Annotated in this window: 21 protein-coding genes; 14 read left to right on the top strand and 7 right to left on the bottom strand. The window is 73.1% G+C overall.

The window, feature by feature from the left end:
• Nucleotides 1–14: 14 nt before the first annotated feature.
• On the bottom strand, nucleotides 15–1,250 hold the full coding sequence (locus Mco01_RS25650) for an EAL domain-containing protein (RefSeq protein WP_239103912.1): 1,236 nt from the start codon (nucleotides 1,248–1,250) through the stop codon (nucleotides 15–17).
• A 318-nt stretch (nucleotides 1,251–1,568) separates the two neighbouring features.
• On the opposite strand from Mco01_RS25650, the gene menC reads away from it, so the two are divergent.
• The 6 genes from menC (at nucleotide 1,569) to Mco01_RS25620 (ending at nucleotide 8,505) form a co-directional block, all read left to right on the top strand.
• Nucleotides 1,569–2,669, top strand: coding sequence for an o-succinylbenzoate synthase (gene menC / locus Mco01_RS25645; protein WP_204059434.1), 1,101 nt, complete (start codon nucleotides 1,569–1,571; stop codon nucleotides 2,667–2,669).
• Nucleotides 2,670–2,736: 67 nt separating this feature from the next.
• Entirely contained in the window at nucleotides 2,737–3,390 is a 654-nt protein-coding gene (locus Mco01_RS25640) for an acVLRF1 family peptidyl-tRNA hydrolase (protein ID WP_204059433.1), read from the top strand.
• Between the two features lie 167 nt (nucleotides 3,391–3,557).
• Nucleotides 3,558–5,156: an ABC-F family ATP-binding cassette domain-containing protein gene (locus Mco01_RS25635; protein WP_036318542.1), complete on the top strand. Its 1,599-nt coding sequence runs from the start codon at nucleotides 3,558–3,560 to the stop codon at nucleotides 5,154–5,156.
• Nucleotides 5,157–5,270: 114 nt separating this feature from the next.
• Nucleotides 5,271–5,486 carry a helix-turn-helix domain-containing protein gene (locus Mco01_RS25630; RefSeq protein WP_030904785.1) on the top strand — a complete coding sequence of 72 codons (216 nt, stop codon included), beginning with the start codon at nucleotides 5,271–5,273 and terminating at the stop codon, nucleotides 5,484–5,486.
• Nucleotides 5,487–5,684: 198 nt separating this feature from the next.
• A complete protein-coding gene (locus Mco01_RS25625; RefSeq protein WP_204059499.1) occupies nucleotides 5,685–6,539 on the top strand; it encodes an enoyl-CoA hydratase/isomerase family protein in 855 nt (284 codons plus the stop codon).
• A 55-nt stretch (nucleotides 6,540–6,594) separates the two neighbouring features.
• Nucleotides 6,595–8,505 (top strand): ABC transporter ATP-binding protein, encoded by a 1,911-nt coding sequence (locus Mco01_RS25620; RefSeq protein WP_204059432.1) that lies wholly within the window; start codon nucleotides 6,595–6,597, stop codon nucleotides 8,503–8,505.
• On the opposite strand, the gene Mco01_RS25615 is transcribed toward Mco01_RS25620, so the two are convergent.
• Nucleotides 8,483–9,361 (bottom strand): sulfotransferase, encoded by an 879-nt coding sequence (locus Mco01_RS25615; RefSeq protein ID WP_204059431.1) that lies wholly within the window; start codon nucleotides 9,359–9,361, stop codon nucleotides 8,483–8,485. The two genes, Mco01_RS25620 and Mco01_RS25615, sit on opposite strands and share 23 nt — an antisense overlap.
• Nucleotides 9,362–9,515: 154 nt before the next feature.
• On the opposite strand from Mco01_RS25615, the gene Mco01_RS25610 reads away from it, so the two are divergent.
• The 3 genes from Mco01_RS25610 (at nucleotide 9,516) to Mco01_RS25600 (ending at nucleotide 12,130) form a co-directional block, all read left to right on the top strand.
• Nucleotides 9,516–10,415: a S66 peptidase family protein gene (locus Mco01_RS25610; protein WP_239103910.1), complete on the top strand. Its 900-nt coding sequence runs from the start codon at nucleotides 9,516–9,518 to the stop codon at nucleotides 10,413–10,415.
• A 53-nt stretch (nucleotides 10,416–10,468) separates the two neighbouring features.
• Nucleotides 10,469–11,365, top strand: coding sequence for a hypothetical protein (locus tag Mco01_RS25605; RefSeq protein WP_239103909.1), 897 nt, complete (start codon nucleotides 10,469–10,471; stop codon nucleotides 11,363–11,365).
• Nucleotides 11,366–11,461: 96 nt separating this feature from the next.
• Nucleotides 11,462–12,130 (top strand): hypothetical protein, encoded by a 669-nt coding sequence (locus tag Mco01_RS25600; RefSeq protein ID WP_204059429.1) that lies wholly within the window; start codon nucleotides 11,462–11,464, stop codon nucleotides 12,128–12,130.
• Nucleotides 12,131–12,307: 177 nt separating this feature from the next.
• On the opposite strand, the gene Mco01_RS25595 is transcribed toward Mco01_RS25600, so the two are convergent.
• From Mco01_RS25595 to yczE, 4 genes are all read right to left on the bottom strand, one after another.
• Complete coding sequence (locus Mco01_RS25595; RefSeq protein ID WP_204059428.1) at nucleotides 12,308–12,982, bottom strand: class I SAM-dependent methyltransferase; 675 nt, start codon at nucleotides 12,980–12,982, stop codon at nucleotides 12,308–12,310.
• Between the two features lie 153 nt (nucleotides 12,983–13,135).
• Nucleotides 13,136–13,777, bottom strand: coding sequence for a PadR family transcriptional regulator (locus tag Mco01_RS25590; protein WP_239103908.1), 642 nt, complete (start codon nucleotides 13,775–13,777; stop codon nucleotides 13,136–13,138).
• 90 nt (nucleotides 13,778–13,867) lie between these two features.
• A complete protein-coding gene (locus Mco01_RS25585) occupies nucleotides 13,868–15,622 on the bottom strand; it encodes a glycoside hydrolase family 15 protein (RefSeq protein WP_204059427.1) in 1,755 nt (584 codons plus the stop codon).
• 9 nt (nucleotides 15,623–15,631) lie between these two features.
• Nucleotides 15,632–16,237, bottom strand: coding sequence for a membrane protein YczE (yczE, locus tag Mco01_RS25580; protein ID WP_204059426.1), 606 nt, complete (start codon nucleotides 16,235–16,237; stop codon nucleotides 15,632–15,634).
• Between the two features lie 64 nt (nucleotides 16,238–16,301).
• On the opposite strand from yczE, the gene yczR reads away from it, so the two are divergent.
• Complete coding sequence (yczR, locus tag Mco01_RS25575) at nucleotides 16,302–17,729, top strand: MocR-like transcription factor YczR (protein WP_204059425.1); 1,428 nt, start codon at nucleotides 16,302–16,304, stop codon at nucleotides 17,727–17,729.
• 10 nt (nucleotides 17,730–17,739) lie between these two features.
• Here yczR and Mco01_RS25570 read toward each other — a convergent pair whose 3' ends face one another.
• Nucleotides 17,740–19,254 (bottom strand): peptide MFS transporter, encoded by a 1,515-nt coding sequence (locus tag Mco01_RS25570; RefSeq protein WP_204059424.1) that lies wholly within the window; start codon nucleotides 19,252–19,254, stop codon nucleotides 17,740–17,742.
• A 181-nt stretch (nucleotides 19,255–19,435) separates the two neighbouring features.
• Between Mco01_RS25570 and Mco01_RS25565 the strand changes: the two genes are divergently transcribed.
• The 4 genes from Mco01_RS25565 (at nucleotide 19,436) to Mco01_RS25550 (ending at nucleotide 24,269) form a co-directional block, all read left to right on the top strand.
• Entirely contained in the window at nucleotides 19,436–21,277 is a 1,842-nt protein-coding gene (locus Mco01_RS25565) for an AMP-dependent synthetase/ligase (RefSeq protein WP_204059423.1), read from the top strand.
• An 88-nt stretch (nucleotides 21,278–21,365) separates the two neighbouring features.
• Nucleotides 21,366–22,289, top strand: a complete 924-nt coding sequence (locus Mco01_RS25560) for a hypothetical protein (RefSeq protein WP_204059422.1) — start codon at nucleotides 21,366–21,368, stop codon at nucleotides 22,287–22,289.
• 175 nt (nucleotides 22,290–22,464) lie between these two features.
• On the top strand, nucleotides 22,465–23,388 hold the full coding sequence (locus Mco01_RS25555) for a hypothetical protein (RefSeq protein ID WP_157099235.1): 924 nt from the start codon (nucleotides 22,465–22,467) through the stop codon (nucleotides 23,386–23,388).
• Between the two features lie 224 nt (nucleotides 23,389–23,612).
• Nucleotides 23,613–24,269 (top strand): response regulator transcription factor, encoded by a 657-nt coding sequence (locus Mco01_RS25550; RefSeq protein WP_204059421.1) that lies wholly within the window; start codon nucleotides 23,613–23,615, stop codon nucleotides 24,267–24,269.
• The last annotated feature ends 22 nt before the right edge of the window (nucleotides 24,270–24,291 follow it).

Below are 24,291 nucleotides of genomic sequence, written 5' to 3'. Positions count from 1 at the left end.
GGCGGGGGGCGGCGTCAGCGGCCGGTCCGGAGCTCGGCGACGTGGCGGATCAGGTCGCCGACCCGCACCACGCCCATGCAGCGGCCGACCTCGTCGACCACCACCAGGTCGTCGTACACGCGGGCGTTGTCCCGGCCCGCCACCTGCATGGCCGCTATCGCCGGGGTCGTCTTGGCCACCACCTTCGCCTGGTCGGCCAGGCGCCCCGCCGGCTTCTTGGCGTGCAGGGCGTGGCCGTACGCGCCGGCCATGAACAGCAGGAAGCGGCTGCGGTCGATGCTGCCCTGGGGCCGCTGGTACTCGTCCACCAGGATCACGCTGGTGACCGAGGGCTCGGCGCTGAACACGGCCACGACCTCCTCCGCCGTGGCCTCGGCGGACAGCGTCACGGCCGGCAGCAGGAACTCCTGGACCCGCGGGCCCAGCAGGACGTTCGCCGTGGTGGTCTCGGGCACCGGCAGCGGCACGTGGACCCGGCCGTGGCCCTGCGACGGACGCCAGTCGAGCGGCGCGAGCAGCGGCCCCTGGGCGAGCCGGATGCCCCACCCGCGCACCGCGGCCAGCTGGGCCTCGTCCCGCAGGCCGGGCGCGAGCACGTGGGCGCCGGCCCCCTTGGCCATGCCGACCAGCGACTCCACCAGCGCGCCGCGCCGCTGGTCGCGCGGCACCCGGCCGACGAGGTCGCCCGAGAGCACGATCACGTACGGCGAGGCGTCGGCCAGCAGGTCGAGCGGCAGGTGCGCGGTGCCGAGGCCGCCGAACGCGATGAGGTACCCGACCGCGCGCAGCCCGTCGACCCCCGAGAGCAGGGCGGCGCGGTCGGCCGGCGCGACGTGGCCCTCGATCATGAGGATGACCTCGCGGGGCCGGCGGCGGCACACCCGCATGGCCTCGTGCAGCGGCGCGAGCCCGGCCGAGCCGCCGATCACCGAGGAGACCGGGATCGGGAGCACCAGCGGAAGCAGCGCCTCCTCGCGGGCCGCCGCGAGCACGGCGTTGACGGTCGCGGCGAGCGGGGGGTCGCCTGGCCGGGGCTCGGCGGCCACCTCGACGGCGACGACCCCTCCGGTGTCGAGGTCCACGATCGGCAGGAACGCGGGCCCGCCGGGACTGCTCTGCGGGCCGGGCCCGCCGTACCCGGGGGCGGCCGCGGGCATGGGACCGGACGCGTGCGCCCCCCCGAACTCGGCGGGCATGGGGACGGACGCGTGGAACCCCGGCGTCCGGAGGTCCGCGGGGATCACGGGCATGGAGCCGGACGCCTGGACGTCCGGGGCGGCCGTGGCTGATGGCGCGGAGAGCGGCACCGCCGATGGTGAAGGGACCGACACGATTGAATTCTGGGACCATTGGGAAGGCCCTCCGACCACGGCAAACGGAAATTCATCTACATTTCCCCATAAGTTGTGGGGATTCCGGAACTTCTGTCTGATCCCTCGGGCTTCCGAGTGTCCCCCGGACGGATCCGGACCCCCGGCACGCGCGGGCGCGGCCCGCACGGCATCGTTGGACGGGTCGCCCACCGGCGACGACGGCGAAGGGAGAGGCGGCGCAGGCCGCACGGCACCATGAAGATCACTGGAATCGAGCTGCGGCGGATCGCGATGCCCCTGGTCGCCCCGTTCCGCACGTCCTTCGGCACCGAGACGCGGCGCGACGTCCTGCTGCTGCGGGTGGTCACGCCGGAGGCCGAGGGCTGGGGCGAGTGCGTGGCGATGTCCGGGCCGCTCTACTCCTCCGAGTACGTGGACGGCGCGGCCGACGTCCTGCGCCGCTTCCTGATCCCCGCTCTGCCACCGGCCGTGGACGCGTACGGGGTCGGCCGCGCGCTGCGCCCGTTCAAGGGGCACCGGATGGCCAAGGCGGCGCTGGAGGCGGCGGTGCTGGACGCCCGGCTGCGGGAGGCGGGCCAGTCGCTCGCGTCGTTCCTCGGCGCGTCCGCCGAGCGGGTCCCCGCGGGGGTGTCCGTGGGGATCATGAACTCGGTTCCCGAGCTCCTCGACGCCGTCGCCCGGTACCTGGACGAGGGCTACATCCGCATCAAGCTCAAGATCGAGCCCGGCTGGGACCTGGAGCCCGTCCGCGCCGTACGGGACCGGTTCGGCCCGGATGTGCCGCTCCAGGTGGACGCGAACGCCTCCTACACGCTCACCGACGCCCCGCACCTGGCCCGGCTCGACGAGTTCGGCCTGCTGCTGATCGAGCAGCCGCTGGCGGACGACGACATCGTCCAGCACGCGCAACTGGCCCGGAGGGTGTCCACCCCGATCTGCCTGGACGAGTCGATCCACTCGGCGGCCGACGCGGCGGCGGCCGTCTCCCTGGGCGCCTGCTCGGTGATCAACATCAAGCCCGGCCGCGTCGGCGGCTACCTGGAGGCACGGCGGATCCACGACCTGTGCCGGGCCCACGGCGTCGCCGTCTGGTGCGGCGGGATGCTGGAGACCGGCATCGGCCGCGCCGCCAACGTCGCCCTCGCCGCCCTGCCGGGCTTCACCCTGCCGGGGGACACCTCCGGGTCGCGCCGCTACTACACGACCGACGTCACCGCGCCGTTCGAACTGCGGGACGGGCACCTGGACGTGCCCACCGGGCCGGGCATCGGCGTCGAGCCGGTCCCCGAGGTCCTCGACGAGGTCACCACGGCCACCGAGTGGATCCCCTTCTGACCGGGGACGCCGTACCCGCGGCCCGCAGGCCGCCCGTGGAGGGCGGCGGGCGGTAGGGTCGGCTGCCATGACGGCACGGCCGGCGGCGGGAGGCGGCAGGTGGGTGTCGGTGGCCCCCGAGCGGCTCGCCGGCTGGATCGCGGGGTTCGCCGCCCGCCACGGCCCGGCCGTCGCGACGGCCGGGCCCGATCTCGTACGGCTGGAGGCGGCCGACGGGGCGGCGGCCGAGTGCCATGTGCCCTTCCCGCCCCTCGATCCCGGCGGGGACGAGCCGGTCGGGTCCCTCGTCGCGCACGCGTGCCGCACGAGGACCGTGGGCGTGCTGCTCGTACGGCTCGGCGGCTACGCGGCCGGCGTCTTCGAGGGGGAGCGGCTGGTGGCCTCCAAGGTCGGGTCCCGGCAGGTCCACGGGCGCAGCGCGGCAGGCGGATGGTCGCAGCAGCGGTTCGCCCGGCGGCGCGACAAGCAGTCGGCCGAGGCGCTGCGGGCAGCGGCGGACGTCGCCCACCGGGTGCTCGTGCCCCGGGCGCCCGCCCTGGACGCCGTGGTGCTCGGCGGCGACCGGCGGGCGGTCGACGAGGTCAGGGAGGACCGGCGCCTGGCGCCGCTGCTCGCGCTGGAGGCCGGGCCGTTCCTCACGGTCCCCGACCCCCGGCTCGCCGTGCTGGAGGACACGCCCCGCCTGTTCCGCGCCGTCCGCGTCCGCGTGCTGGACCCGTGACCGCACCCCTGAGCGTGGGCGCGGCGGGAGGGAAGGGGACGCGCCTGGGAGCGCGCGTCGCCCGTGAGGGGCCGGGCCGGGACTAGAATGGCGGCCATGCGCACTCCCCATTGATCGACTCCTCCGCCGATCCCCGCCTGTCTCCTCACGGGAGTGTCCCACTCATCATGATCATCGCCACCGACGTCGAACTGCGCGCGGGTTCCCGCCTGCTCATCGAGGCCGCCGGCTTCCGGGTCAACCCCGGCGACAAGATCGGGCTGGTCGGCCGCAACGGAGCGGGCAAGACCACGCTCACCAAGGTCCTCGCGGGCGAGGGCATCCCCGCCGCGGGCACGGTGACGATCACCGGCAGCGTCGGCTACCTGCCGCAGGACCCCCGCACCGGCGACCTGACGGTGCTCGCCCGCGACCGCATCCTGTCCGCCCGCGGCCTCGACGAGGTCCTGCGTGACCTGCGGGAGGCCGAGCTCGGCATGGCCGCCGACGACCAGCGGGTCAGGGACCGGGCGGTCCGCGCCTACGGGCGGCTGGAGGACCGCCTCCACGTGCTCGGGGGGTACGCCGCGGAGTCCGAGGCCGCCTCGATCGCGTCGAGCCTCGGGCTGCCCGACCGCGTCCTCGGCCAGCCGCTGGCGACGCTCTCCGGAGGCCAGCGGCGGCGGGTGGAGCTGGCCCGCATCCTGTTCAGCGGAGCGGAGACTCTCCTGCTCGACGAGCCCACAAACCACCTCGATGCGGACTCGATCGGGTGGCTTCGTGATTTTTTGCGCTCCCACCAGGGCGGGTTGGTGATCATCAGCCATGACGTCAACCTTCTTGAAGCGACGGTAAACCGCGTCCTGCACCTCGACGCGAACCGCTGCGTGATCGACACCTACAACGTCGGCTGGAAGGCCTACCTGGAGCAGCGCGAGACCGACGAGAAGCGCCGCAAGCGCGAGCGGGCCAACGCCGAACGGCAGGCCTCGGCGCTGCTGTCGCAGGCCGACCGCATGCGGGCCAAGGCCACGAAGGCCAAGGCCGCGCAGGACATGGAGCGGCGGGCCCGGCGCCTGCTCGCCGGCGTCGAGGGCGAGCGGCGCAGCGACCGGGTCGCCAAGCTGCGCTTCCCCGACCCCGCGCCGTGCGGGAAGACGCCGCTCACCGCGCACGGCCTGTCCAAGTCCTACGGGTCGCTGGAGGTGTTCACCGACGTCGACGCGGCCGTCGACCGGGGCTCCCGGATCGTGATCCTGGGCCTGAACGGCGCCGGGAAGACCACGCTGCTGCGCCTGCTCGCGGGCATCGAGAAGCCCGACACCGGCGAGGTGCGGGCGGGCCACGGGCTCAAGATGGGCTACTACGCCCAGGAGCACGAGACGCTCGACGCGGAGCGCACGGTCCTGGAGAACATGCGCTCGGCCGGGCCCGACCTCGCCGACGTCGACCTGCGCAAGGTGCTCGGCTCGTTCCTGTTCTCGGGCGACGACGTCGACAAGCCCGCGGGGGTCCTTTCGGGCGGCGAGAAGACCCGTCTCGCGCTCGCGACGCTGGTGCTGTCGAGCGCCAACGTGCTGCTGCTCGACGAGCCGACGAACAACCTCGATCCGGCCTCACGGGACCAGGTGCTGTCGGCCCTGGGCTCCTACACGGGCGCGATCGTGCTGGTCACACATGATGAGGGGGCGGTTGAGGCACTGCGGCCCGATAGGGTGATTCTGTTGCCAGACGGAGTCGAAGACGCATGGAGCGACGAATTTTCCGATCTTGTGGCACTTGCCTGATCTTAATTTGAGCGGGTAGGGATCTTTTCCCGCGGAGTAGGTAGCCGATCCCGTCGAAATGACTGATCATGGCTGAAGTAACGCTGCGGAAGTCTGGCACTACAGGAGGTACTCGTGGCCGAGACTCTCAAGAAGGGCACCCGGGTGACCGGGGCCGACCGTGAAAAGCTGGCCAGTGATCTCAAGAAGCGCTACTCCGCGGGTGAGAGCATCCGCGCTCTGGCGGCTTCGACCGGCCGGTCGTACGGGTTCATCCACCGCATCCTCAGCGAGTCCGGCGTGACTCTGCGCGGGCGCGGCGGGGCGACCCGGGGCAAGTCCAAGCGCTAGATCCGCCTCAGCACACGCGACCGCAGCCACACGTTCCCGCTCGAAGGAGTGGTCGCGTCGCCGGGCCAGAACCTTGTTCGGTAGGCTCTGACGCGATCGGGCAGACAGGAGCGCGGCCGCTGGGCACGGACGGGACGTCGCACCGGACCCGTCGTGCGAGCGGACGAGGGCTCCACCGGAGGCAGGAACGGCAGGGGCATGGCGGAAGCGGCACATGGGGGGCACGAGGAGCACACCGACGCGGTGCGCGACCTCTCGGATTCGGAGTCGATCTCGGCGGCCGCGCCGGCCGAGGTCGGACTGCGCTTCGAGGTGGACGGCGAGATCGCGACCGTGACTCTGAACCGGCCGGAGAAACGCAACGCTCAGACGTTCGCGACCTGGTCGGCGCTGGCCCGGATGGGGGAGACCCTGCCGGACCGCGTGAGAGTCGTCGTGATCCGAGGTGAGGGGCCGTCCTTCTCAGCGGGTATCGACCTGCGCATGTTCACACCGGAGGGGGTTCCAGGACAGGGGTCGTTCGCGACCGCGGCCGCCCTCGACGACGGGGCGTTCGAGCGGCGGATCGCCGAGGCGCAGCGGGGTTTCCTGTGGCTGCGCCGGCCCGACATCGTGTCGATCGCCGCGGTTCAGGGCCACGCCATCGGCGCCGGGTTCCAGCTCGCGCTCGCGTGCGACCTTCGGGTCGTCGCCGACGACGTTCAGTTCTGCATGAAGGAGCCGGCCCTCGGCCTGGTGCCCGACCTGACCGGGACCAAGCCGCTGGCCGACATCGTGGGGGTTCCGCGTGCGATCGAGATGTGCCTGACGGCGCGCTCGGTGGGGGCGGCCGAGGCGCTGCAGCTCGGCCTGGCGGAGATGGCGGTGCGCCGCGAGGAGCTGGACCAGGCCGTACAGGACCTGGCCGCGGCGCTGCTGGCCACCGACCGGGCGGCGGCCACGGCCACCAAGCGGCTGCTCCAGGCGGCGCCCGGGCGCACGCTGGAGGACCAGGCCGCCGCCGAGCGCGCCGAACAGGCGGCGCGGATCAGGGCGCTGTTCGCTTCGAGCTGACGGAGGAATCGGGGGCCTCCTCCCGGTGCTGGACCTGCGGGAGGATGGACGACATATGGCGATGATGAACGGGGGCTACGGCTTCCAGGTGATGCGGTCGTTACGGCGGGACAGCTCCGTGACGAAGGAACGGATCGCGCCCGGGACCGTCCGGCGCATCGCCGGCTACGCGCGCCCGTTCAAGTGGCAGATAGCGGGGTTCCTCGCCCTCGTGGTGGTGGACGCGGTCATCGTGATCGCCAACCCCCTGCTGATGAAGGCGATCATCGACGACGGCATCATCCCGCGGCGGACCGACCTCGTCGCCGCCCTCGCGGCGGCGATCGGCCTGCTGGCCGTGCTCGACGCCGGCCTCGGGCTCGTGCAGCGGTGGTTCTCCGCGCGGATCGGCGAGGGCCTGATCTACAACCTCCGCACGGAGGTCTTCGACCACGTCCAGCGCATGCCGGTGGCGTTCTTCATGCGGGCGCAGACCGGCGCGCTGGTGTCGCGGCTCAACAGCGACGTGATCGGGGCCCAGCGGGCCCTCACCAGCACGTTGTCGTCGGTCGTGTCGAACGTCGTGAGCCTCGTCATGGTGCTCGGCGCGATGCTCGTGCTGTCGTGGCAGATCACGCTCGTCGCCCTCGTGCTGCTGCCGATCTTCATCTTCCCGGCCAAGTGGGTGGGCCGGCGGATGTCCGTGCTCACGCGGGAGCAGATGCAGCTGGACGCCGAGATGAGCTCGGTGATGACCGAGCGGTTCAACGTCGCCGGGGCCATGGTCGCCAAGCTGTACGGCCGGCCCGAGGACGAGGCCGTCCACTTCGGGGGACGCGCCGGCCGCGTCCGCGACGTCGGCGTCACTGTGGCCATGTACGGCGCGGTCTTCCGGATCGCGCTCGGCCTCGTGGCGGCCCTGGCCACCGCCCTGGTGTACGGCCTCGGCGGCACCCTGGCCATCTCCGGCGCGTTCGCGCTCGGCACGCTGGTCGCCTTGTCGTCGCTGCTCATGCGCCTGTACGGCCCGCTGACCAGCCTGTCCAACGTCCACGTGGACGTGATGACGGCGCTCGTGAGCTTCGACCGGGTCTTCGAGGTGCTCGACCTGAAGCCGATGGTCGCCGAGCGGCCCGGCGCCGAGGAGGTCCCCGGCGGGCCGGTGACGATCGAGTTCGACGACGTGCGGTTCCGCTACCCGGCGGCCTCCGAGGTGTCGCTGGCGTCGCTGGAGTCGGTGGCCCGGCCGGACACCGGGCCGTCCCAGGAGGTGCTCAAGGGCGTCGTGTTCACGGCGCGCCCGGGGGAGCTGGTGGCCCTCGTCGGCCACTCCGGGGCCGGCAAGACCACGATGACCTCGCTCGTCTCCCGGCTGTACGACGTGAACGAGGGCGCGGTGCGCCTGAACGGCCTCGACGTGCGCGACGCCACGCTCGCGAGCATCAGGGACACGGTCGGCGTCGTCATGCAGGACGCGCACCTGTTCCACGACACGATCGGCAACAACCTGCGTTACGCCCGTCCCGAGGCGTCCGACGAGGAGGTCTGGGAGGCGCTGCGCGCGGCCCAGATCGCCGACCTGGTCAAGGCCCTGCCCGAAGGGCTCGACACGGTCGTCGGGGACCGCGGCTACCGGCTGTCGGGCGGCGAGAAGCAGCGCGTCGCGCTGGCCCGCCTGCTGCTCAAGGCCCCCCGGGTGGTCGTCCTCGACGAGGCCACGGCCCACCTCGACTCGGAGTCCGAGGCGGCCGTGCAGAAGGCGCTGAGGACCGCCCTTCGGGGGCGGACCTCGCTGGTGATCGCCCACCGCCTGTCCACGATCCGGGAGGCCGACGCCATCCTCGTGATCGAGGACGGCCGGGTGGTCGAGCGGGGCCGCCACGAGGACCTGCTGCGGCTGGGCGGCGCCTACGCCGAGCTGTACCGCACCCAGTTCAGCGAGAGCCCGAGCCCGGAGGGCCGCGTCATCGGTAGCCGAGGCGCCTGAGCTCCTCCCGGGCGACCTTCTCCACCAGCTCGGCGTCGGCCGGGGACAGGCGCTTGCGCCAGGTGCCCGGCGCCGGCCGGGGCGCGCCGTACAGGGCGATCGTGCTGACCTTGGCCTCCAGGAAGGCCGACACCGCGTCGATGGCCTCTCCGGGGGAGGACAGCATGTCCTCGTACCGCAGGGTGAGCAGGTGCTCGGCGGGCAGCTCTCGCCGCAGGGTGGCGCTGAGCCGCACCGCGCCGCGCCAGCGAAGCGCGCACTTGCCGGCCGCCGGCATCGCGGTCCAGCGCTCCCGGTGCTCGGCCGCCCGCACGCCGAGGAACGGGTTGGGGAACTCGGCGTCCTCGCCGAGCATGTGGGGCTTGAACCAGGCCAGGCACGTGGGATCGGCCAGCATGTCGGCCACCACGTCGCGGCCGTCCCGGATGATCTGGATGAGCCGGGCGTCCGGGAAGGCCTGCAGCAGCACCGGCGCGCTGTAGAGCAGGTCGGGGCCGGCGTCCCCGAACCGCGACAGCGCCCCGGGCCCCGCGCACGGCCCCGACCCCACGATGCCGCCCGCCTCGCGGCAGGCCGTCGTGCACTCGGCGCAGGCTCCGGGGACGATCTGCCACGCCTCGGCCAGCACGTCGCGCAGCACCCGGGGCGCGCCGCCGCTGCGGGCGATCGAGGGACGCCGGGCGAAGGCGTACACGACGCGGGCCACCGGGCCGCGCCCCATCGTGATGTGGAAGCCGGGGGAGCGCTTGAGGGCACGGCCCAGGAGGTCCGCGCCGGAGTGCGGGGCCGCGATCACGAACACCGGCCGGCGGACCTTGACGCCGTTGACCACGAGTATGTGCGTCGGAGGTCGCATAGGTACGGCTAAGTCTGACACCCTTTGGGGAGTGAGCGAGCGCATCGGGGGCGGGGCGGCCGGTGACGCCTCTGTAACGGTCCCACGGGGGGCTGACGGGCCGGGCGCGGCAGGGGCGGCGCGGCTTCCCCGGAGGCTGCGGCCGGGCGACACCGTGGCTCTGATCGCGCCCTCCGGGCCTGCCGATCCCGTACGGCTCGAACGTGGGGCCCAGGTGCTGGGGGGCATCGGCCTGGAGGTGGTCGAGGGCGCCGGGGTGCGGGGGAGACAGGGCTACCTCGCCGGGCCGGACGCCGCGCGTGCCGCCGACCTCCAGGACGCGTGGTGCGACCCCGACGTGGCCGGCGTGTTCTGCGTCCGGGGCGGGTACGGCGCGACCCGGCTGCTCGGCCTGCTCGACTGGGACGCCATGGCGGAGGCCGAGCCCAAGATCCTGCTCGGCTCCAGCGACGTCACGGCGCTGCACCGGGCCTTCGCCACCCGGCTGGGCGTGGCGACGCTGTTCGGTCCGATGCCCGCGTGCGCCACGATCAGCGACCCCGAGGGCCCGGAGCCCCGGACGTTCGCGCACCTGCGGGAGGCGCTGTTCGAGGGGGAGACCCTGTCGCCGGTCCTGGGCGACCGCGTCCTCGTCCCGGGCAGCGGGGAGGCGGCGGGGGAGGCAGTGGTGCGGGGGCCCGTCACGGGCGGCAACCTGACGCTGCTGGCCGCCCTGTGCGGCACGCCGTACGCGATGGAGGCCCGGGGGCGGATCGTCCTGCTGGAGGACGTGAGCGAGGAGCCGTACCGGATCGACCGGATGGTGACGCAGCTGCTGCAGGCCGGGTGCCTCGACGGCGCGCTGGGCGTCGTGCTGGGCTCGTGGGTGGACTGCGGCGACCCGCTTCCCGTCCTCGCCGAACGGCTGGAGCCTCTCGGCGTGCCCGTCGTGGCGGGCCTTCCCGTCGGCCATGGATCACCACAGTTCTGTGTGTGGTTGGAGGCAGATGGGGTTATTGTGACCGAATCGTGTTCTCTGACTGGCATGTTCCGCAACCCTGACCAGGCAACCTGAAACGCGCCCCGGAACGGTCCGGGCGGCGGCGGAGGGACGGTGCATTGGGACTCTTGCGGCGACTGCTCGGCCGGACACGGCCCGACCACCCCGCCCCGAGATCCGTCGAGGACGTCGACCTCGACTCCCTGCTCGCCCTGGTCGCCGAGACGATGGGCTACACGTGCGGCTTCGCCGCCGACGGCGCGTCGCTCACGCTGACCTCGCCGGAGGGGGAGCGGGTCGTCAACCTCGTGGGCCTGCGCCGCGAGGCCGGCCGCCGCTCACGCGAGGACTGGCCGATGCTCGTCTCCGAGCACCTGTCCCACGCCGTGTCCGGCGAGCCGTTCGACGCCTGCAACCTCACGCCGATCCGCCCGCTGCTGCGCACCCGCCTGCACGCCGCCGACGACCCGGCGATCCCCGACCCGTCCCGGATCATCGGCCGCCATCTGAGCGCCGACCTGATCGAGGTGCTCACGATCGGCGCCCGTCCGGTACGGCCGGAGGAGGCCTTCTGCTGGCCGATCCCGCCGGCCCGCGCCCTGGACGTGGCGGTCGGGAACGCGCTGGCCGACGAGCGGCCCACCGTGTCCTCGATCGATCTCGGCGGCACGGAGGTGTCGCTGCTGGCCGCCCCCAGCGCCGCCGCCCACCTGCGCCGCCTCGCCGAGCACGTCCCCGTCCCCGCGGACGGCATGCTCGCCACCCTGCCCCACCGGGGGATCGTGGCCGTCCACCCGGTCGCCGGGATCGGGGTGGTGCGGGCGATCGAGCGGCTGCGGATGTTCGGCCAGCGGGAGTACGCCGCCCGGCCCGACGGCCTCAGCCCCCACGTGTACTGGTGGCACCGCGACCGGCTCACCCGCATCCAGGCGGACCTCGTCGCCCACGACGGCCAGACCCGCCTCGTCGTCGCCCCGCCGCCCGAGTTCGCCCGCCTCCTCGCCCGCATCGCCGGGCAGTCGTAGACCGTCCCGTCCCCGTCCCGCTCCGTCCAGCGGGGTTCCCGTCGGCCCGTCCTCGCGCGATCCTGGGACGACGGGCGGACGACGAGGAGGACGGCGATGGCGGCGATCGCGCGGCGGCGCGCCGAAAGGGGGCGCCGGCGGTACGCCGGTCCCCGGCTGATCGGGTTCCTCACGGCCGTCGTGGGTCTGGCCGGAGCCGTCGCGGCGCTGGGAGGCGTGGCGTACGCCGTCAACGGCGCCACGCAGGCGGGCGCCGCCGTGACCGTACCGGTGACGATCAATGCGACGGCGGTCGACGTGCCGCCGGTGCGGGTCCCGGGAGCGACGCTTCCGCGGAGCGCGCGGCTGGAGCCTCCGGGAGGCGCGCTGGACCTGGTGGCGTGGGACTCGACGGTCGCCGAGCAACTCCTCTCGCGCGGGGACGCCGCAATCGCGGGCCTGTGCCTCGGGGCGGCCGCGGCGCTCCTGCGCCCGCTGCTGCTGTCGGTGCGGGCCGGCACGCCGTTCCGGCGCGGGGACGCGGCACGCGTCGCCGGGCTCGGCGCCCTGCTGGTTGTGGGAGCGGCGGCCGGACCGGCGCTCCCGCACGTGGCGGCCGCCATGGTCGTGGACCGGCTGCGCCTCCAGGCGACGCTCGTGACGCCCTGGCGGCTCCCGCTGTGGCCGGTCCTCGTGGGCCTGCTCCTGCTTGTCGCGGCCGAGGCGGTCCGCAGGGGCGCCGAGCAGGCGGGGAACGTCCCGGGGAACGTCTCCGGGACGACCTGAGCGGCTCGCGGGCATGCGCACCGAGGCAGCGAGGCACGCCGGCGGGACGGCCTCAGGGGATCGCGCGTGGGGGAGTGAGGCATGCGCGGCGCGCCGGTAGGCGGCCGGAGGGGGTCGCGCGGGTGAGCGCGGGGAGGCGCCGGCTCCCGCGACACGGCAGCCGGCGCCCGTCGTCCGTCAGGAGGCGCGCCTGGTCAGCCGCACCTCAAGGCTGATGCCGTCGGTCCTGATCTCGCAGCCGCGGAAGCGGCTCTCGGCCGCCAGCCGTTCGAACCGCTGTCGCGAGTAGGCCCGGCGCCGCAGCCCGCGCAGCGGCACCCTGGTCAGGAACGAGTTCACCGCGTTGAGATCCATCCCCCGGACCTCCTCGGCGATCTCCGCGTCGGTGGCGTCCCGGTTCATGTCCTGGATCACGGCCGTGCCGCCGGGCCGCAGCACCCGGTGCATCTCGTTCAGCGCGTCCACCGGCCGTCCGAAGTTCTTGAACGCCGCCTGGCAGACGATCAGGTCGAACGTGCGGTCGCCCAGGGGCAGGTCGGCCGCGTCCCCGTGCCGCAGGTCGATCCGGACCCCGGCCCGGCGCGCCTCGGCCGCGGCGATCTCCAGGAACGTGCGGCTGAGGTCGAGCGCGGTCACCGCGAAGCCGAGCCGGGCCATCTCCACGGCCAGGTAGCCCGGGCCTGGGGCCACCTCCAGCACGGCGGCCCCCGCCGGGAGCCCTGCGGTCACCTCCCGGGCGTACCGCCGGACGGCGGCCAGTTGCGGCGCCGAGCTGCGCTGGCGGGCGTACCACCGCGCGACGACGCCCTCCATGCCGGGCGCCTGGGTCTGGGTGTGACGGGTCTTCTCCATGTGTCTCCTCCGGTTCCGGATGCGTGTCCGAACCGGCCGGGGACGGAGCCCGGCTATTGTTGCGGTTGCCACCTCGTGGCCGGGTTCCGTTCCGCGGGATCGGTTCGAGGATGAGACCCCGGCGGGGTGTTGCAGCACCTCGCCGGGGTCGACTCACAGGTGGGGGTCCCCTTCCGGGAGGTCGGGCGGCGTCTGCCCGGTGTCGTGCCACCGGCGCCACAGGTCGAGTCCGGGGAACGTGCCGTCGGCGAGCTCGCCGAGCAGGGACCGGGTCCAGGAGGCCTCGGCCTCGCGCATCGCCAGGTCGTACTCCGCCTCCACCAGGAACAGGCGGGGAACGTCCCGGCGCCACCCGGCCAGCGCCTCCCTCCGGCCGGCGATCTCCTCCTCCAGCAGGGCCACCCGCCGCCGGAGCAGGCGGGCGACCTCCTCCGGCCGCAGGATGCCCCACACCGACAGGGCCGCCTTGAACCTCGGCTGCTCGGGCTCGGGCGTGCCGAGGAGCTCGCGCACCCAGTCGGCGTACTCGTCCCGGCCGGCGTCGGTGATCCGGTAGATCGTCCGCTCGGGGTGGGCGCCGTCCCGGGAGCTGCCGGCCACCTCGATGAAGCCGTGCTTCTCGAGGTTGCGGACGACGGTGTAGAGCGACCCCCACTTGATGGCCATGTCGTCGTCCTTGCCGCGCGCCTTGAGCGCGGCCGCCATCTCGTACGGGTGCATCGGCTTGGCCACGAGCGTGGAGAGCACGGCCAGCCCGAGCATGTTGCTCACCTTCCGCCGCCTGGCCACCCTCACCACCCCCACCTCAATACTCGTACGCGAGTATACGCACGCGAGTAGTACGGAGGGAAGGGCCGGGCGCCGGACGGCCCGATCGGCCCGGGGTCACTCCAGGGCGAGGGCCGTCCGGATGAGGTGGATGTGGCTGAAGGCCTGGGGGAAGTTGCCGAGCTGCCGGGCGAGCTGGGGGTCGTACTCCTCCGACAGCAGTCCGACGTCGTTGGTGAGCGCCAGCAGGCGCTCGAACAGCGCGACCGCGTCGTCCCGGCGGCCGATCATGGCGAGGGCCTGCGCGAGCCAGAAGCTGCAGGCCAGGAAGGCGCCCTCGCCGCCCGGCAGGCCGTCCACGGCGTTGTCCTCGGAGAGCGGGTAGCGCAGGACGAGCCCGTCGACCATGAGCTCCCGCTCGATGGCCTCGACCGTGCCGACGACGCGGGGGTCGTCGGGCGGCAGGAAGCCGACGATGGGGATCTGCAGTAAGGCGGCGTCCAGCTCGCGGGAGCCGTACGACTGGGTGAAGGTGCCGCGGGCGGGGTCGAAGCCCTTCTCGCAGACCTCGGCGTGGATGCGGTCGCGCAGGGCCTTCCACCGCTCGACCGGTCCGGTGCGCCGGAGCTCCTCGACGACCCGGACCATCCGGTCGGCCGCCACCCAGGCCATGACCTTGGAGTGCACGAAGTGCCGCCGCGGGCCGCGGACCTCCCACAGGCCCTCGTCGGGCCGGTCCCAGTTGTCCTCCAGGAACTCCATCACCTTGCGGATCATCGCCCAGGCGTGGTCGTCGGGCGGCATCCCCTGCTTGCGCGCCTGGTAGAGGGCGTCGACCACCTCGCCGTAGATGTCGAGCTGGAGCTGCCCGGCCGCGCCGTTGCCGATGCGGACCGGGCGGGAGTCCTCGTAGCCGCGCAGCCAGTCCAGCTCCAGCTCCGGCAGGCGCCGCTCGCCGGCCACGCCGTACAGGACCTGGAGGTCCTCGGGACGGCCGGCGATGGCGCGCAGGAGCCAGGTGCGCCAGGCGCCGGCCTCCTCGATGTACCCGGAGCTGGTCAGCGCGTCGAGGGTCATGGCCGCGTCGCGCAGCCAGCAGAACCGGTAGTCCCAGTTGCGCACCCCGCCCAGGTTCTCCGGCAGGGACGTGGTGGCCGCCGCGACGATCCCGCCCGTGGGCTCGTACGTCAGGGCCTTGAGCGTGATCAGCGACCGGACGACCGCCTCGCGCCAGCGGCCGGTGTACCGGCAGCGGGAGACCCACTCCTCCCACATCCGCGTTGTCTCGGCGAGCTGCTCGACCGGGTCGATCGGCTCGGGCTGCGGCCGGTGGGAGGGGTGCCAGGTGAACACGAAGGGCACCCGCTCCCCGGCCGACACGGTGAACGCGGCCCGGTGCCGGAAGTCGCCTCCCCTGAGGGGGACGCCGGAGTGGATCCAGACCGAGTCGGGCCCCCCGATCGCGTGCAGGTGCCCGTCGCGGCGGCGGACCCAGGGCACGATCCGGCCGTAGTCGAACCGGATGCGGATCTCGGTCTCCATGTCGACCGTCCCGGACAGGCCCTCGACGATGCGGACCATGTCGGGGCTGGCGTGGCGGGGCGGCATGAAGTCGATCACCTTGACCGCTCCCGTCGCCGTCTGCCAGACCGTCTCCAGGACCAGGGTGTTCTCGGCGTACGCCCGCCGGACGGGCCGCTCCACACCGGCAGGGGCGAGCCGCCAGAAGCCGTTGGACTCGTCCCCCAGCAGCCGGGCGAAGCACGCCGGGGAGTCGAATCTCGGCAGGCAGAGCCAGTCGACCGAGCCGTCCAGGCCGACGAGGGCGGCCGACTGCATGTCTCCGACGAGGGCGTAGTCCTCGATCCGCATGCCGCAACGCTACCGGTCCCGGCGCCCCATCTTCATGAACACCTGGGTGGCCGGGCCGATGGTGACGGCGAAGACGATCGTCCCGATGCCGACGGTGCCGCCGAGCAGCCAGCCGGCGGCGAGCACGGTGAGCTCCACCAGCGTGCGGGCCAGCCGGATCGACAGGCCGAGGCGGTTCAGGCCGGTCATCAGGCCGTCCCGGGGGCCGGGCCCGAAGCCGGCGTTGATGTACAGGCCGGACGAGGCGGCGATCGCGAGGATGCCGCCCAGCAGGAACGCCCACCGGACCGCGAGCGGCGCGGGCGGGGGCACCAGCCACATGACCAGGTCGGCGCAGGTGCCGACCAGCAGCACGTTGCTGATCGTGCCGAGCCCGGGCCGCTGCCGCAGCGGGATCCACAGCAGCAGCACGAGCGCCCCGACCAGGTTGATGCACAGCCCCATCGACCAGCCCAGGCGGACGGAAAGGCCCTGGTGGAACACCTCCCACGGGTCGAGGCCGAGGTTCGACCGGACGAGCAGGGCGATGCCGGCCCCGTAGCCGGCCAGCCCGGCGTAGAGACGGACGAGGCGGCCCGGGAGCGCGCCGAAGCGGGGAAGGGAGAGCTCGGTCATAGTGGACGCAAGTCTTCCGGCCGCCCCCTTGCCAGGAAAGGGCCAATCCGGGAAATTGGCCTGCATGGACCGGTACCTCAGCGCCCCGCAGCTCGCCCGGCTCGTCCGCGTCCCGGCGGACGCCCGTCCGTACTACCGGGCGCTGGCGGCGCAGGTGCGGGAGCTGATCCTGGACGGGCGGCTGCCGGTGGGGGTCCGGGTCCCGGCCGAGCGGCACCTGGCCGAGGCCCTGGGCGTCAGCCGCACCACGGTCACGACGGCGTACGACCGGCTCCGCGAGCAGGGATACCTGGAGAGCCGCCAGGGGTCGGGCAGCCGCACGGCCCTGCCCGACCCGGGCGCCCTCGGGACCGACAACCCGTGGATCGCGCCCGACGACGACGGCCTGCTGCCCATGCACTCGGCCGCGCCGCCCGCGACGGCCCTGCTGGGCGAGGCGATCGAGGAGGCCGGGCGCGGCTACCACCGGTACGCCCTCGGGATGGGCTACCACCCGGCGGGGCTCGCGCCGCTGCGGGAGGCGATCGCCCGCCGCTACGGCGAGCGCGGCCTGCCGACCCGCCCCGAGCAGATCATCGTGACGAGCGGGGCGCAGCAGGCCGTCCACCTGCTGATGGCGGCGCTGGCCGGCCCGGGGGACCCGGTCCTGGTGGAGTCGCCGACGTACCCCCACGCGCTCGACGCGGCCCGGATGCGCGGCGCCCGGCTGGTGCCGGTCGGCATCCCGGACGACGGCTGGCACATCGACCTGGTGACGTGCGCCCTGCGGCAGTCGTCGGCCCGGCTCGGGTACGTGATCCCCGATTTCCAGAACCCCACCGGGCACCTGATGAGCCGAGAGGACCGGGTGGCGCTCGTGGACGCCGCCCGGCGGTACGACGTCACGCTCCTCGCCGACGAGAGCTGGGCCGAGACCGCGCTGGACGAGGCGGAGACCCCGCCGCCGCTGGCCGCGTTCGACACCGACGGCCGGGTGGTGAGCATGGGATCCGCCTCGAAGCTGTGGTGGGGCGGGCTGCGCGTCGGCTGGGTGCGGGGGAGCGCCGCGCTGGTCCGCCGCCTGGCCGTCCTCCGGTCGGCCGTCGACATCGCGACGCCCGTGTTCGAGCAGCTGGTCGTGGCGCGGCTGTTCGAGCGCATCGAGGAGACCCGGGCGGAGCGGCGGCGCACCATGGGCGCGTCGCGCGACGCGCTCGCCGCCGCCCTGCGGGAGGCGCTGCCGCGCTGGTCGTTCCGGCTGCCGCGAGGCGGCGGCTCGCTGTGGGTGCGGCTCGACGCCCCGGCGGCCACGGCGGTGGCGGAGGCCGCGGCGGCGCGGGGCGTCCGGCTCGCGCCCGGTCCCTGGTTCGGCGTGGACGGCACGCTGGAGGGCCACCTGCGGCTTCCGTTCACCCAGCCGCCGCAGGTGGTGACGGAGGCCGTGCGCCGCATCGCGGGCGGCGTCCCCCAGCAGGGCTACCGCCCGCGCGAGCCCCTCACCCCGACGCTCTGACCGGGCGGACTCAGGCGGGAGGGGCGCCGGCGAGACGGGCGGCCGGCCGGTCGGCCATCAGGGCGTGGACCCGGCGGGCGAAGGCCAGCAGCAGCAGGCCGCCGGCCACGGCGGCGAGGGCGAGGGCGAGGTAGTACACCGGCATGGGCACCACGGTCGTCAGCCGGTAGACCTGGCCGCCGACCGAGTCGCCGACGGCGATGGCGAGGTACCACACGCCCATCATCTGGTTCTCGAACGCCCGGGGCGACAGCTTGTTGGTCACCGACAGCCCAGCCGGGCTGAGGAACAGCTCGCCGATCGTCTGGATCATGTAGACCGACAGCAGCCAGAGGATCGACACCCGGGAGCCGTCCGAGGCGACCGACGCGGCCATCGACATGACGACGAAGCTCAGGCCCACGAGCACCAGCCCGACGGCGAACTTGACCGGCGCGGTGATCCGGTCGCCCGCCTTGAGGAACAGGTCGGCGAACACCGGGGCGAGCACGACGATCGCGATCGAGTTGCTGTTGGCCACCCAGCCTGGCGGGATCGTGTAGCCGAGGATGTCGAGGTCGGTGTTCTTCTTCGCGAACAGCAGCAGCGCGCTGCCCGCCTGGTCGTAGATCAGCCAGAAGAGCGCGGCGGCCAGGAACAGCCAGACGTACGCGACGAGGCGGGTGCGCTCCTCAGGCGTGATCTCGTGCGACCCCCTGAACAGGAACACGAAGTACGCCAGCGGGACGGCGGCCGTGACGACCGTGAGCGCCAGGGCGAACCGGTCGACCGTGAACGTGCCACTGAGGGCCCACAGGGCGAGGCCCGCGGCCAGGGCGCCCAGCCCCCAGCCCGCGACCCGCTTGAACCGCCGCTCCTCCTCCGGGGTGAGCCGGTGGTCGGGCTCCTCGCCGGCGCCCCCGAGGTGCCGGCGGCCGAGGACGTACTGGGTCAGCCCGACGGCCATGCCCGCCGCCGCCGCGCCGAACGCGAGGTGCCAGTGGCCGCCCGTCTGGAGCCAGGGCACCACCATGATGCCGACGAAGGCGCCGAGGTTGATGCCCATGTAGAACAACGTGTAGCCGGAGTCCCGGCGGGCGTCGTCGCCGTGGCGGTACAGCTCGCCCACGAGCGCCGCGATGTTGGGCTTGAGCATGCCGCTGCCGAGCGCGATCAGCACGAGCCCGAGCCAGACGAAGGTCCCGCCCGCCGGGACGGCCATGCTCAGGTGGCCGGCCATGATGACCGACGCGCCGTACAGGACGGTCCTGCGCGGGCCGAACAGGCGGTCGGCGAGCCAGCCGCCGGCCAGCGCGAGCAGGTAGACCGAGGCGATGTACACGCCGTACACGCCCACGGCGGTCGTCTCGGAAAGGCCCATGCCGCCGCGCACCTGGGGCGCCGACAGGTACAGCACGAGGATGGCGCGCATGCCGTAGTAGCTGAACCGCTCCCACATCTCGGTGCCGAACAGCGTGGCCAGTCCCCGCGGATGGCCGAAGAACTCGCGCTCCCGCACCGGCGGCTCGGACAGTCCCGATGTCATGCGCTTCCCCCCGATGACATAATTTCCCTGTACCTTACCTGGCTTAATGTCCGTTTTGTCCGATTCAAGGGTTCTTTACGGACCGACCGGTCGGACTTCTCACTTCCAGGCTCTTGTCGGTCGTGATCAGGTGTGGTGCGATGCATCCCAATCGTGCGACTGGGCACCATTGGGAGGCGCGATGGGCGGCGTTCTTGACGAGCGGGCCGCGATCGAAGGCGAGATCGCCGGCAGGACCGTGTGCGAGCAGTTGAGGTGGGCCGCCGGCGAGCATCCGGACGCCCCCGCCTACTCCGACCCCGCCGGGGACGGCTGGACGACGCTCACGTACGGCGAGGCGCGGGAGCAGGTCCTCCGGATCGCGGCCGGGTACGCCGCGCTGGGCGTCGGCCCCGGCGACGCGGTCGCCCTCATGCTGGTCAACCGCAGCGAGCACGTGCTCGCCGACCTCGGCGCGGTGCACGCGGGCGCCGTCCCCTGCTCGGTCTACGCGACCTTCGCCCCCGACCAGATCGCGTTCGTCGCGAACGACGTCGCCGCCCGGGTCGCCGTCATCGGCGGCCCCGCCGAGCTCGCGCGCTGGGAGCCGGTGCTCGGCGAGCTTCCGTCGCTGGAGCGGATCGTCATGCTCGACGGAGCACCCGAGGGCGACGACCGGTTCCTGAGCTGGACGGACTTCCTCGACCTCGGGGCGCGCGCGCTCGCCGCGGACCCGGGGGCCGTCGAGGCGCGCTGGCGGTCGGTCGCCCCTAACGACGTCCTGACCGTCCTCTACACCTCGGGCACCACCGGGAACCCCAAGGGCGTGCCGCTCACGCACACCAACGTGCTGTTCGAGGTGGAGTCGACGCAGCGGGTCATCGACCTGCCCCCGCAGAGCACTCAGATCTCCTACCTCACCTACGCGCACATCGCGGAGCGCGTGCTGAGCCTCTACCTGCCGCTGTTCAAGGTCAACCACGTCCATTTCTGCACCGACCTCGCGAACCTCGGCGCGACGCTGGCCCAGGTCAGGCCCGTCATGTTCTTCGGCGTACCCCGCGTGTGGGAGAAGATGGCCGCCCGGCTGCAGGCGCTGCTCGCCGTCCAGCCCGAGGAGCAGCAGGAGAAGGTGCGCGCCGCCATGGCCGCCGGGCTCGCGTACGTCGAGGGCCTCCAGCACGGCCACACGGTCACCGACCAGGTCCGGGCCGCCTACGAGCAGGCGGACGCGGCGCTGCTGTCGGTCATCCGCTCGCTCGTCGGCCTGGACCGGGCCCGATGGCTCGCCACCGCCGCCGCCCCCATGCCGTCCGAGGTCCAGCGGTTCTTCGCCGGCCTCGGGCTCAAGGTCATCGACGTGTACGGCATGACGGAGACGACCGGCGCCTTCACCTGCAACACGCCCGACTCGTTCAAGCTGGGCACGGTCGGCCGGGCCCAGCCGGGCGTCGAGGTGCGGATCGCCGGGGACGGCGAGATCCTCACCCGCAGCCCCCTGAACACGCGGGGCTACCTGAACCGCCCCGAGGCGACGGCCGAGCTGCTGGACGACGAGGGCTGGCTGCACACCGGCGACGTGGGGTCGGTCGACGAGGACGGCTTCGTCCGCATCGTCGACCGCAAGAAGGAGATCATGATCACGGCCGGCGGCGAGAACATCTCCCCGGCCAACATCGAGAACCACCTGAAGGAGCACCCGCTCGTGGGCCAGGCTCTCGCGTACGGCGACGGCCGGCCGTACCCGGTCGCGATCCTCACCCTCGACGGCGAGGTCGCGCCGGGGTGGGCGCAGGCGCGGGGCGTCGCCTTCGAGTCGCTGGCCGACCTGGCGACGCACCCGGACGTGCTCAAGGAGGTCGAGGCGGCGGTGGAGGCGGCCAACGCCAAGCTGGCCCGCGTCCAGCAGGTGAAGAGGTGGCGGCTGCTGCCGGTCGAGTGGACGGCCGAGAGCGCGGAGCTGACGCCGAGCCTCAAGCTGAAGCGCCGCGTGATCCACGCCAGGTACGCCGGCGTGATCGACGAGATGTACGCCGGCTCCTGACGGCCCCCGGGACCTTGGCCGAACCATTGCCCTGCGGGGAGTGTGTCGAGGCCGGGCTCCCGGCTCCCGGTGCGTACGGTCTCGGGGCATGATGAGACGCACCCTTGCCGCGTTGGCGGTCCCGGCCGCCTGCCTGCCCGCCTCCCCGGCGCCGGCCGCGGCCGCCGCGGAGCCCGCGATCCGCTCGATCACGGTGCGGCCGGTCGACCCGGTGGTCGGGCCGACAGGCTCGGTCAGGCTGGTCGTCGACGTCTCTGCCCGCGACGCCGACCGGGTCTCGGTCGTCGTCGAACCCGGCCGCGCGCGCTCGCCCAGGCCCACGGAGCCGGGTGAGCCGTCCGAGCCCGGGGAGCCCGGCGAGCCCGGTGAGCCCGGGGACGACGGCGACGGGGACGGCGGCGAGGCCGGCGACGCCGGGAGCGACGCGGCGCAGTCGGGCGACGCGGGACCGGTGGTGCCGACGTCGCCGTACGGCGCCGAGGCCCCCCGGACGGCCCTCGACGGGTTTCCGCCGATCCTGGGCGGCGCCCTCGTCCCCGGCCGCGTGGTCCGGCGGACGGCGGCCTGGGACGGCGCCTGGGAGACCTGGCGCTTCCTGCCGCAGAAGGCGCTGTCGCGGTGGTACCCGTGCGGCGCGTGGACCGTCACCGCCACGGCCAGGGGCGCCGACGGCGCCGAGACGACCGCGCGGACCGTCTTCTACCTCCGGCGCGCCACGGAGCTGGACGGGGTCAAGGTCGCGCGGGACGGCGACGGGGTGCGGGTCACCGGCACTCTGATGCGGGTCGACCCCCTCGGGCGGGTGGACTACCGGCCGTACGCCGGGCAGCGGGTCGCGATCCGCTTCCGCCCCGCGGGCTCCGGCGACTGGCGGCAGATGGACACGGCCGTCACCAGGAAGGACGGCTGGTTCAGCGCCCGCGCGCACGGGCGGGGCGACGGCCAGTGGCGCGCCGAGTACGCCGGCAGCACCCGCTACGCCCGGGCGGTCAGCGCGGGCAGACGAGTATAAATTGCTCAAATCGGCCATAAAGCCATAAATGCCGATAAAATACAGAAGCCGACAGTTGCCGAATTGTGATATTTATTTTGGAGGTTGACGCAACTTTTCTCTCCCTTCGGGCGTCTATGACGTAGGCGTGCCCCACCCCCGGGGCGCGCTCGATTCACGGGGAGAGGATTACCTCATGGTGAAACGAATCGCTACCGGCCTGGTAGCGGTCGCCATGGGCGCCATGGCGCTCGTGGCCGCGCCCGCGTATGCGGACGACGCCACGCCTTCGCCGTCGCCCACGCCCACCCCCACCGCAGGGGACGACGCCAAGCACGGTTACCTGCCCGACCCCAAGATCCTGTCGATCGACGTCAGCCCGAGCACGGTTGTCGTCAATCGGCATGGGTCCGTCGAGGTCACCGCCACGGTGCGGACCAAGGACGTCAAGAGTCTCTCCATCGACGTCTGGGAGCCCAAGGAATACCACCACGGCGGCGGCGACGGCGACGGGCACTGGTTCTCCAAGAGTGACGGTCCCGGCTACGACAAGGCGAAGTACGACGTCACGTCGAAGTCCTGGACGTTCACCTGGAGCCACAAGACCGGTCTGTGGAAGGTTCACGTCGAGGCCGTCGGCGTGAACGGCGCTCAGCTCTCCGCCGAGCGCGGCTTCTTCGTGAAGCACCAGGAGTGGGCGCCGCGGCCGAAGGGCCCGAAGGCGACCCGCATCGTGGGCTTCGACGCCACGCCGGAACCGGTGCGCAAGGGCCACAAGCTCGCCCTCCAGGGCAAGCTGCAGGTCGCCCAGTGCTACGGCGACTGGTACTACGAGTGGGACAGCTACGTCAGCGTCCACGGTGGCGACGACTACTGCCAGGACAGCCGGGACTACTGGCACGACTGGCACTGGCTCGGCCAGCAGGACATCGACGTCTACTTCCTGCCCAGCGGCTCGCACAAGTGGAAGTACGTCGGCACGACGGAGAGCGACCCCGACGGCAGCTTCTACACCAAGGTCCGGGCGCTCAAGTCCGGCACCTGGGGTGTGAGGTTCGACGGCACCAGCCGCCTGAAGGGCTCCGAGGCGTACGACTACGTGAAGGTCGTCCGCCACTAGGAGTGTCCCCGGCACCACCCTTGAACGCCCGGCTCCGCACCTGGAGCTGGGCGTTCTTGTGTCAATGCCGCAATTTCTCGCTATATCAGGTTTCTCTGACGTTGTTTTCTGATTAAAAGTGACAGTTGGGGTAGGGAGCACCCGGCGATCCCGCCAATCGTTCATAGTGACTGGAGCCGGCCATGACAGGGTGCGTGCTCGACAGGCGTGTAGGGGGACCGAGAGTGATCCGTTTGCTGCTGGCCGAGGACATGCACCTGATCAGGAAGGCCCTGATCGCCCTGCTGTCGAGCGAGGACGACCTGGAGGTCGTCGCCGAGGCCGACAAGGGAGAGGACATCGTCCGCCTGGCCTGCCTGCGGCGGCCCGACGTCGCGCTCCTCGACATCGGCATGCCGGGCGTGGACGGCCTCACCGCCGCCGCCGAGCTGCACAGCCGATTACCCGCCTGCAGGACGGTGATCCTCACCGGTCTCGGCACCCCCATGGCCCTGCGGCGGGCGCTCGACGCGAACGTGCGGGGCTTCGTGGTGAAGGACGCCCTGCCGAGCCACCTCGTGGACTGCATCCGCCGGGTCGCGCGGGGGGAGCGGGTCATCGACCCCGAGCTGGCCGTCGCCGCCCTCGACGCCGACAGCAACCCGCTGACCGCCCGCGAGCTCGACGTCCTGGAGACGGCCGCCGCCGGCGCGACCGTGGGTGAGATCGCGGACCGGCTGTGCCTGTCGCGTGGAACGGTCCGTAACTACCTGTCGCGCATTCTCAGCAAGGTGGGCGCCCGCTCGCGCGTCGAGGCCATCCAGATCGCCTCGGAGTCGGGCTGGCTGTGGCCCGCCGCCGGCCGCGACCTCGGCGTCCTGCGCTACCGCGCCCGCCGCTGACCGTCCCGGGCGCCCGGCGTCC

Source organism: Microbispora corallina (genome assembly GCF_016863035.1).
Taxonomy (GTDB): Bacteria; Actinomycetota; Actinomycetes; order Streptosporangiales; family Streptosporangiaceae; genus Microbispora; species Microbispora corallina.
Note: the sequence above shows the minus strand (reverse complement) of the source record. Positions and strands in the feature narration are given on the sequence as shown.

Excerpts from the sequence above, each read along its gene's own strand:
- menC (WP_204059434.1), top strand. The coding sequence starts at position 1,569 with ATGAAGATCACTGGAATCGAGCTGCGGCGGATCGCGATGCCCCTGGTC.
- Mco01_RS25615 (WP_204059431.1), bottom strand. The coding sequence starts at position 9,361 with ATGCGACCTCCGACGCACATACTCGTGGTCAACGGCGTCAAGGTCCGC.
- Mco01_RS25565 (WP_204059423.1), top strand. The coding sequence starts at position 19,436 with ATGGGCGGCGTTCTTGACGAGCGGGCCGCGATCGAAGGCGAGATCGCC.
- yczE (WP_204059426.1), bottom strand. The coding sequence starts at position 16,237 with ATGACCGAGCTCTCCCTTCCCCGCTTCGGCGCGCTCCCGGGCCGCCTC.
- yczR (WP_204059425.1), top strand. The coding sequence starts at position 16,302 with ATGGACCGGTACCTCAGCGCCCCGCAGCTCGCCCGGCTCGTCCGCGTC.
- Mco01_RS25620 (WP_204059432.1), top strand. The coding sequence starts at position 6,595 with ATGGCGATGATGAACGGGGGCTACGGCTTCCAGGTGATGCGGTCGTTA.
- Mco01_RS25570 (WP_204059424.1), bottom strand. The coding sequence starts at position 19,254 with ATGACATCGGGACTGTCCGAGCCGCCGGTGCGGGAGCGCGAGTTCTTC.
- Mco01_RS25585 (WP_204059427.1), bottom strand. The coding sequence starts at position 15,622 with ATGCGGATCGAGGACTACGCCCTCGTCGGAGACATGCAGTCGGCCGCC.
- Mco01_RS25635 (WP_036318542.1), top strand. The coding sequence starts at position 3,558 with ATGATCATCGCCACCGACGTCGAACTGCGCGCGGGTTCCCGCCTGCTC.
- Mco01_RS25555 (WP_157099235.1), top strand. The coding sequence starts at position 22,465 with ATGGTGAAACGAATCGCTACCGGCCTGGTAGCGGTCGCCATGGGCGCC.
- Mco01_RS25600 (WP_204059429.1), top strand. The coding sequence starts at position 11,462 with ATGGCGGCGATCGCGCGGCGGCGCGCCGAAAGGGGGCGCCGGCGGTAC.
- Mco01_RS25650 (WP_239103912.1), bottom strand. The coding sequence starts at position 1,250 with ATGCCCGTGATCCCCGCGGACCTCCGGACGCCGGGGTTCCACGCGTCC.
- Mco01_RS25640 (WP_204059433.1), top strand. The coding sequence starts at position 2,737 with ATGACGGCACGGCCGGCGGCGGGAGGCGGCAGGTGGGTGTCGGTGGCC.
- Mco01_RS25625 (WP_204059499.1), top strand. The coding sequence starts at position 5,685 with ATGGCGGAAGCGGCACATGGGGGGCACGAGGAGCACACCGACGCGGTG.
- Mco01_RS25560 (WP_204059422.1), top strand. The coding sequence starts at position 21,366 with ATGATGAGACGCACCCTTGCCGCGTTGGCGGTCCCGGCCGCCTGCCTG.
- Mco01_RS25595 (WP_204059428.1), bottom strand. The coding sequence starts at position 12,982 with ATGGAGAAGACCCGTCACACCCAGACCCAGGCGCCCGGCATGGAGGGC.